A 7,600-nucleotide genomic window follows, 5' to 3' on the forward strand; every position below is an offset into this window, starting at 1 on the left:
CCCGGCCGGTGGCGCCGCCTGGGCGGGCTCGCCCGCCGCGAGGCGGGGCGCAGCGCGCTCGCGGCCGTCGCCGGGCTCGCGCTCGGGTTCGCCTTCCCGCCGTTCGGGGTCTGGCCGCTGTCCCTGCTGGCCGTGGCCGCCCTGAGCCTCCTCACGTACGGCCGCACCGCCCGCCAGGGCGCCTGGACGGGGTTCGCGTTCGGGCTGCCGTTCTTCGTGCTGCTGCTGAAGTGGCTCCACGTGGTGGGCTGGGACGCGGTGATCGGCCTGTCCGTCATCGAGTCGCTCTTCCTGGTGCTGATGGGCGCCGGCTTCGCGCTGGTCTCCCGGCTGCCGGTGCCGTCCCTGTGGCCGCTGTGGACGGGCTGTCTGTGGGTGGCCGAGGAGTGGGCCCGGGACCGGGTGCCGTTCGGCGGCTTCCCCTGGGGCCGGCTGGCCTTCGCCAACACCGGGTCGCCGTTCACCCCGCTCGCCGCGGTCGGCGGCGCCCCGCTGGTCACCTTCGCCGTCGCGCTGACCGGCGGGCTGCTGGCCTCCGCCGCGCTCGCCCTGTGGCGGCTGCGGGAGGACGGGCGGCTCTCGGTGCGGGGCGCGCTGCCCGCCGCCGGTGCGGTCGTCGTCGCGGCCGCCGTGACCGCGGCCGGATATGCGGTGCCGATCCCGACCCGCGCGGACGACAGCGTGGACGTGGCCGTCGTCCAGGGCAATGTGCAGCAGGCGGGCATGGACTTCCTCGGCCGCCCCATGAAGATCCTCAACAACCACGTGGACGCCACGCTCGACCTGGCCAAGGACGTCAAGGCCGGCCGGATCAAGAAGCCCGACCTCGTCATATGGCCGGAGAACTCCTCCGACCTGGACCCCTTCCAGTACCGGGAGGCGTACGCCCGGATCGACGAGGCCGTGAAGGCGATCGGCGTGCCGGTGCTGGTCGGCGCCTTGGTCGACCACCCCCGCAAGCCGGGCTATGTGTTCAACGAGGGCATCGTCTGGGACCCCGAGGACGGCCCCGGCGCCTCGTACACCAAGCAGCACCCGGTGCCCTTCGGCGAGTACGTGCCGTTCCGCAAGGAACTGAGCAAGATCATCACCCGGCTCCAGCGCGTCCCCCGCGACTTCTACCCCGGCGACCACACCGGGCTGATGAAGGTCGGCCCGGCCCGGCTGGGCGATGTGATCTGCTTCGAGGTCGCGTACGACGAGATCGTCCGCGACACGGTCAACGCGGGCGCTCGCGCGCTCGTCGTCCAGACCAACAACGCCACCTACGGCCGCACCGGCCAGCCCGAGCAGCAGCTGGCCATGTACCAGCTGCGGGCCGTCGAGCACGGCCGCCCGGTGATCAGCGCGGCCACCAGCGGGATCAGCGCGGTCGTCGCGCCGGATGGCACGATCGAGCAGCGGACGAAAGAATTCACGCAGGATGTGCTCACCGCGCGCATCCCGTTGCGTGACGGCACGACCCTCGCCGACCGCGTCGGTGCGACCCCGGAGTGGGTGCTCGCTATGGTGGGCGTTCTGTCCTGCGCGGCCGCGATCATGATCGGCCGTCGGGGACGTACGGACAAGAAGGGGCAGTAGCCGTGAGCGACGCACGCGAGGCCGACCAGCCGCGCCGGAGCAACGAACCTGATGAATCGCCTCGCGGGCGGAGAAGCGAACAGTCAGATGCCGTGAGCGACGCACGCGAGGCCGACCAGCCGCGCACCGGGGCCGAGGAGCCGACCACCGAGGCCGACCAGCCGCGCACCGCAGACGGGGGTCCGGAGCCGCGCCGCACCGGCCAGGACGACGGCGGGCGGCGGAAGTACGGTCCGCTGGGCACCGTCCTGGTGATCATTCCGACCTACAACGAGGCCGAGAACATCGCGCCGATCGTCGCCCGGGTCCGGGAGTCCGTACCGGACGCCCACATCCTCGTCGCCGACGACAACAGCCCGGACGGTACCGGCAAGGTCGCCGACGAGCTGGCGGTCGAGGACGACCACGTCAAGGTCCTGCACCGCAAGGGCAAGGAGGGCCTGGGCGCCGCCTATCTGGCGGGCTTCCGCTGGGGCATCGAGCACGGCTACGGCGTCCTGGTGGAGATGGACGCGGACGGCTCGCACCAGCCCGAGGAGCTGCCCCGGCTGCTCACCGCGCTCAAGGGCGCGGACCTGGTGATCGGCTCGCGCTGGGTGCCCGGCGGGCGGATCGTCAACTGGCCCAAGTCCCGTGAGTTCATCTCCCGGGGCGGCAGCACGTACTCCCGGCTCATGCTGGACGTGCCGATCCGCGACATGACGGCGGGTTACCGGGCCTTCCGCAAGGAGACCCTGGAGGGGCTCGGCATGGAGGCCGTCGCCTCCCAGGGCTACTGCTTCCAGATCGACCTGGCCTGGCGCGCCGTCAAGGCGGGCTTCCACGTCATCGAGGTCCCCGTCACGTTCATCGAGCGCGAGCGCGGGGAGAGCAAGATGAGCCGGGACATCGTCACCGAGGCCGCTTGGCGCGTCATGTCCTGGGGTGTGGGCTCGCGCGTGAACAAGCTGCTGGGCCGCAAGGAGCCGTAGCCCGCCGGGGGCCGTGCGCGCTCGGAGTAGTCCCACGGGCGGCGTTCCGTCATCTGCCGGACACTGAAGGCGGAAGGAGGCGGAACATGCCCAAGACGACCATGAAGAGCAGCAAGCGCACACAGCGCAGGACGATGGCCCCCAAGGGTGCGAAGTCCAGCGGCATGGAGGCGCGTACCAAGGAGGACCTGTACCGCGAGGCCCAGAAGGCCGGGATCGAGGGCAGGTCGCAGATGTCGAAGAGTCAGCTGATCTCCGCTCTGCGCCGTAACCGCTGACACCGAGACAGCCGGGCGTCCACGGGCCCCCGTGCGGGGACCGCCCGGACACCCGGACGCCGAAACGATCCGCTAGCGGATCCCCGGGACGGTCAGCGCGGTCAGCAGTGCCGTCCCGGCGACCATCCAGGCGACGTAGTCGCCGACGTGCCCGGACTGGAGCCGCCGTACGGGCGCGAGCAGCGCGGCCGCCCCGGTGCGGGCGGGCCGCCGCACTGCCAGTGCGGCCAGGGCGATGGCGAGGGCCGTGGAGAGCAGCCCGAGCAGGAGCCCGGCCGCCGACCAGTGCGGCGGCACGAACGCCGGGGCGGACGCCGCGCGTCCGCCGAGCACCGCCTGCCGGTAGCCGGAGCCGTCGGTGAACAGCGCCCCGGCCCGCCCCGCGGCCGACGCCAGCGGCGGGATCACCCCGACCGCCAGCGCCCCGGCCAGCNTCGGTGAACAGCGCCCCGGCCCGCCCCGCGGCCGACGCCAGCGGCGGGATCACCCCGACCGCCAGCGCCCCGGCCAGCAGCGCCGCCGGTACGGCCAGCATCGGCACCGGGATGCGCCCGAGGCGGCCGCCGGTCTCCGGCTCCTCCTCGCCGGTGGTCTCCGGGCCCGCGTCCTGCCCATCGTGCGGCGGCCGGCCCGCCCCGGCGAAGACCCGCAAGGCCACCCGCAGCACCGCGCCGCCGGTCACCGCCGACACCACGACGTACAGCGCGGGCAGCCAGCCCGCCGCATGCCCGGCGGCCTCCTCCGCGACCGCCTTGCCGAGCCCCGAGCCGAACGGCGGCAGCCCGCACAGCGCCAGGCCGCCCACCGCGAACAGGACCCCCACCAGGCGGAGTTCCCGGGCCTTCCCGTACAGCTCGTGCTCGTCCACGGAGGCGTACCGGTCGAGCAGGATGCCCGCGCACGCGAACAGGGCCGCCTTCACGCCCGCGTGCCCGGCGACGTACAGCGCCGTCCCGGAGACGGCGTCGGGGGAGAGCACGGCCAGACCGGTCAGGAACAGCCCGGTGTGGGCCACCGTGGAGAACGCCAGCAGCCGCTTGAGATGCCGCTGCTGCCAGCACATGAGCGCGCCCAGCACGGCCGTGAGCGCCCCGAGGGCCAGCAGCGCGTGGGTGAAGGCGGAGTGCGCGATGCCGCCCGGGCCCGCGAAGACCGTCCCGTAGACCCGGCCGACCCCGTACACCCCCAGCTCCACCATGACGCCGGACAGCAGCATGCACACCGGCGTGGGGGCGACCGCGTGCGCGTCCGGCAGCCAGAAGTGGAAGGGCACCGCGGCCGCCTTCACCAGCAGTCCCGTCGTCACCAGGACGAACGCGGCGAGCACGAGGGCGTCCGGAGGGCCCGCGTCCAGCGCCCGCCCGAGCTGGGCGAAGCCCAGCTCCCCGGTGCGCGCGTACAGCAGCGTGATGCCCAGCAGCATGCAGTACGCGCCGAGCGAGTTCACCACGCCGAAGGCCAGCGCCCCCTGGACCGGCTTCGGCTCCTCCACCCGGAAGCCGGTCAGGGCGTACGCGACGACGCCCATCAGCTCGAAGAAGACGAACGCGTTGAACAGGTCACCGGTCAGCGCGAAGCCGCACATGCCCGCCTGGAAGAGCAGGATCAGCGCCGTGAAGGAGCCGGTGTGGCCGCGCGGCGGCTCCTCGAAGTAGCGCCAGGAGTAGACCAGGACGGCCACCACCAGCAGCGAGACCAGCGCCGCGAGCCCGGTGCCCAGCGGATCGCCCACCAGTACGATGCCCACGCCCTTGCCGTCCACCGGCCGCCAGCCGCCCACCCATTCCACGGGACGGCCCGTGGAGTGCCCCGCCAGGATCAGCGTCAGTACCGCGGTGGCGGTGGCGAAGGCGCAGCCCAGGACGTCGGAGGCGAGCCGGGGCAGCCGCCGCCCGGCGGCCACCAGCACCGCCGCGCCGAACAGCGGTACGGCCACCACCAGCGGCAGCAGCCGCGCGGCGTCCATCCGGTCAGCCCTTCAGCTCGGACAGCGCGTCCGGGTCGACCGTGCCGTGCCGTTTGCGGAGCTGGACGACGAGGGCGAGCAGCAGCGCGGTTACCGTCGCGCCCACCACGATGTCGGTGAGGGCGAGCGCCTGGACCACCGGGTCGACCACGCGGCTGTCGGTGGGCGCGTCGCCGAACACCGGGGCGGTGCCGCCGCGGCGGTAGCCGACGCCCAGCAGCAGGACATACGTGGAGGACTGGGCGACGGCCAGGCACCCCACGGCATGGATCAGGTTCCGGCTGGTCACCAGCCCGTACACCCCGATCAGGAAGATCCATCCGGCGATCAGGTACGGCAGGACCGTCACACCCGCTCCTTTCCGTCGTTTCCGTGGTCGTTTCCGTTTCCGTTGGCGTCTTCGATCTCCACGGCCTGGTCCAGGAACCGGGCCAGCAGGACGACGATCCCGCTGGTGACCTCGATGCCGACGGCCGCGTTCAGCAGGATCACGGTGCCGCCGGAGGACAGGGTGGCGAAGGTGCCCAGGGGGAGGACGTTGGCGAGGAACGCCGATCCCGCGAGGAGCGCCCCGAGCCCGGTGACGACATAGGCCGCCTCGCCGGCGGCGTCCCCGATCTCGTACAGGGGGACCGGCCGGACCCGCTCCAGCGCCCGGTAGTCGGCGGCGAGGTAGAGGAGGTGCAGCGCGGTCGCCGTGACCACTCCGCCCTGGAAGCCGCCGCCCGGGCTGATCTGGCCGTGTGCGATCACATAGAGGCCGGTCAGCATCGCGAGCGGCAGCATCGCCAGCGCGAACCAGCGCACCCGGGGACGCACCACGGCGGGCTCGGGCCGCCGCCGCTGTTCACCGGCGGTCTGGCGGAGCAGGACGACCGTGCCGAGCACCGCGGCGAACAGGATCGTCTCCTCGCCGAGGGTGTCCAGGGCGCGCAGGTCGAAGTTGACGGACGCGATCACGTTGGCCGTGTGGTGGCTCAGGGCCGCGCGCACGGCCCGCTCCCCGTACGGATGGTGGCCGGTGCCGAACGGCGGCAGGGAGAAGCAGGCGGTGGCGAACAGCGCCGTGAAGGCGGCCGCTCCCACCAGGAAGAGCCACAGCCGTCCGCGGGCGCTCATCGCTCGCGTCCCTCGTCCGTGCTGTCACCGGGGCGGCGGCGCACCTTCCGTACGGTCAGCAGGATCATCAGCGGGGTCACCGCGGAGCCCACCGCGAGCTGGGACAGCGCGACGTCCGGGGCCTGGAGGAACGTGAACAGCAGGGCCAGCGCCAGCCCGAGGAACGACAGCACGAGCGCCTGCCGCACCGGGTCGCGGTTGAGTACGGCGGCGGTGGCGGCGCCCGCGACCAGCAGCAGCGCCACGACGGTCAGGACATCGGTCATGCCGTACGGCCCCCGTCCGCCGCGTTCTTCTCCATCCGGCCGCCGCCCGCGCCGGTCACCACGCTGCCCGCGATCAGCAGCGCCCCGATCAGCAACAGCTTCGCCATCGCCCGGCCGGGCCCGGTCGCCACGCACAGCGGCAGCACGATCGCCGGAACCCCGAGCAGGGCCGTCCGGCGCACCAGCCGGGAGCCGGGCAGGACGCCGAGGAAGCGGGCGTAGATCAGCGTGCCGGTGGGCCCGAGCACGGACAGGACGAGGGCCACGTCCTGGTATCCGGGGCGGCCGAAGCCCTGCGCGGCCGGGAGCAGCGCCAGACCGCCCAGCAGCGAGCTGAGGTTCTGGGCGATCAGCCGCTCCTCCGGCGCCCCGCGGGAGACCCGCCACAGCACCGGTACGAGGGCGAGCAGCGGCACCAGCGCCACCAGCAGCCAGCCGTCGTCCGCCCTCACCGGCCCGTCACCACCCGGCGCGCGGCGCGGGCGACGAGGGCGGTGGGCAGCGCGGCGGCCGCGCCCACCATGACCTCAAGGGAGCCGACGGTGCTGATGAGCACCAGCCAGATCCCGGTCAGCACCAGCCACCAGGCGAGCACTTCGAGCACACCGGACATTCCGCCACCTCCGCGGCGGCGGGTACCCGGACGGCCGCCGCCGATTCCCCGTGGATGCGCGTCCGGGGCTGCCTGGATCCACGCCCCGGGGTCCGTACGGCGCTCCGGCCCGGGCACACTTGGAGGCATGATGACCGGCGCATCCCCGCAGAGCGACCCGACCCGCCCGAAGCGCAGCCGTGCCCGCACGTTCGTACCGCTGGGCATCGCCGCCTGGCTGGTGCTGGAGATCTGGCTGCTGACCCTGGTCGCGGAGGCGGCCGGCGGGCTCACCGTCTTCCTGCTGCTGATCGCGGGCGCGGTCGGCGGCGCGGCCGTCGTCAAGCGGGCGGGGCGCCGGGCCTGGCAGAACCTGGCCCGGACGATGCAGCCGGGCGCCGAGCCCGCCGAGCAGCCGGGGCGGACCGGCAACTCCTTCACCATGCTCGGCGGACTGCTGCTGATGATCCCGGGGCTGCTCTCGGACGTGGCCGCGCTGCTGTGCCTGTTCCCGCCGACCGCGGCGGTGCTGCGGCGGCGCGCCGAGTCCGCGCTGTCACGCCGGATGGGCTACACGCCGGGCTCGCTGGGCGTCGCCTTCGGGCCGGGCGGGCCGGGGCGGCAGCCGGGGCCGGGCTCGGCCGAGGGCTCGCGGGAGGGCCAGGTCATCCAGGGCGAGGTGGTCCGCGACGACGTGAGCCGGGACGATACGGGCCGGGACGACGCGGGCCGGGGGGACGTGGTCCGGGGCGATGTGGTCCGGGACGACAAGGACTGATCGACAAGCGCACAAGGGCCGGGGCCACTGCTCAGCAGTGGCCCCGGCC

At 73.7% G+C, this 7,600-nt stretch carries 10 protein-coding genes and 1 pseudogene; 4 read left to right on the forward strand and 7 right to left on the reverse strand.

All coding sequences use genetic code 11. From position 1 onward, the window contains the following. The 3 genes from lnt to EEJ42_RS15330 form a co-directional block, all read left to right on the forward strand. Positions 1-1,581, forward strand: a 1,581-nt coding sequence (gene lnt, locus EEJ42_RS15320) for an apolipoprotein N-acyltransferase (protein ID WP_221179375.1), incomplete at its 5' end; no start/stop codon positions are given. A 236-nt stretch (positions 1,582-1,817) separates the two neighbouring features. Beyond that, positions 1,818-2,552: a polyprenol monophosphomannose synthase gene (locus EEJ42_RS15325; RefSeq protein WP_123100507.1), complete on the forward strand. Its 735-nt coding sequence runs from the start codon at positions 1,818-1,820 to the stop codon at positions 2,550-2,552. A gap of 86 nt (positions 2,553-2,638) precedes the next feature. Continuing rightward, on the forward strand, positions 2,639-2,830 hold the full coding sequence (locus EEJ42_RS15330; RefSeq protein WP_123100500.1) for a Rho termination factor N-terminal domain-containing protein: 192 nt from the start codon (positions 2,639-2,641) through the stop codon (positions 2,828-2,830). 72 nt (positions 2,831-2,902) lie between these two features. On the opposite strand, the gene EEJ42_RS54640 is transcribed toward EEJ42_RS15330, so the two are convergent. The 7 genes and pseudogenes from EEJ42_RS54640 to EEJ42_RS50870 form a co-directional block, all read right to left on the reverse strand. Beyond that, complete coding sequence (locus EEJ42_RS54640; protein ID WP_425472900.1) at positions 2,903-3,238, reverse strand: hypothetical protein; 336 nt, start codon at positions 3,236-3,238, stop codon at positions 2,903-2,905. 337 nt (positions 3,239-3,575) lie between these two features. Continuing rightward, a pseudogene (locus tag EEJ42_RS54645) lies at positions 3,576-4,796 on the reverse strand (complex I subunit 5 family protein); the annotation flags it as partial. Positions 4,797-4,800: 4 nt separating this feature from the next. Continuing rightward, a complete protein-coding gene (locus tag EEJ42_RS15340; protein ID WP_123100501.1) occupies positions 4,801-5,145 on the reverse strand; it encodes a sodium:proton antiporter in 345 nt (114 codons plus the stop codon). Continuing rightward, the gene (locus EEJ42_RS15345) at positions 5,142-5,915 is read right to left on the reverse strand and encodes an MnhB domain-containing protein (protein ID WP_123100502.1); all 774 of its coding nucleotides are present in this window, start codon (positions 5,913-5,915) and stop codon (positions 5,142-5,144) included. The genes EEJ42_RS15340 and EEJ42_RS15345 overlap by 4 nt, the downstream gene beginning before the upstream one ends. After that, the gene (locus tag EEJ42_RS15350; protein WP_123100503.1) at positions 5,912-6,181 is read right to left on the reverse strand and encodes a DUF4040 domain-containing protein; all 270 of its coding nucleotides are present in this window, start codon (positions 6,179-6,181) and stop codon (positions 5,912-5,914) included. Before EEJ42_RS15350 ends, EEJ42_RS15345 begins: the two co-directional genes overlap by 4 nt. After that, positions 6,178-6,633, reverse strand: a complete 456-nt coding sequence (locus EEJ42_RS15355; protein WP_123100504.1) for an MrpF/PhaF family protein — start codon at positions 6,631-6,633, stop codon at positions 6,178-6,180. Before EEJ42_RS15355 ends, EEJ42_RS15350 begins: the two co-directional genes overlap by 4 nt. Then, positions 6,630-6,794: a hypothetical protein gene (locus tag EEJ42_RS50870; protein ID WP_184503099.1), complete on the reverse strand. Its 165-nt coding sequence runs from the start codon at positions 6,792-6,794 to the stop codon at positions 6,630-6,632. The genes EEJ42_RS15355 and EEJ42_RS50870 overlap by 4 nt, the downstream gene beginning before the upstream one ends. A 127-nt stretch (positions 6,795-6,921) precedes the next feature. Between EEJ42_RS50870 and fxsA the strand changes: the two genes are divergently transcribed. Beyond that, entirely contained in the window at positions 6,922-7,551 is a 630-nt protein-coding gene (gene fxsA, locus EEJ42_RS15360) for an FxsA family membrane protein (protein WP_123100505.1), read from the forward strand. Positions 7,552-7,600: the final 49 nt, after the last annotated feature.

Source organism: Streptomyces botrytidirepellens (assembly GCF_003721215.1).
Lineage (GTDB): Bacteria > Actinomycetota > Actinomycetes > Streptomycetales > Streptomycetaceae > Streptomyces > Streptomyces himastatinicus.

Bases quoted from the DNA above. Each gene is read 5' to 3' on its own strand.
- fxsA (WP_123100505.1), top strand. From the start codon at position 6,922: ATGATGACCGGCGCATCCCCGCAGAGCGACCCGACCCGCCCGAAGCGC.
- EEJ42_RS15330 (WP_123100500.1), top strand. From the start codon at position 2,639: ATGCCCAAGACGACCATGAAGAGCAGCAAGCGCACACAGCGCAGGACG.
- EEJ42_RS15350 (WP_123100503.1), bottom strand. From the start codon at position 6,181: ATGACCGATGTCCTGACCGTCGTGGCGCTGCTGCTGGTCGCGGGCGCC.
- EEJ42_RS50870 (WP_184503099.1), bottom strand. From the start codon at position 6,794: ATGTCCGGTGTGCTCGAAGTGCTCGCCTGGTGGCTGGTGCTGACCGGG.
- EEJ42_RS15345 (WP_123100502.1), bottom strand. From the start codon at position 5,915: ATGAGCGCCCGCGGACGGCTGTGGCTCTTCCTGGTGGGAGCGGCCGCC.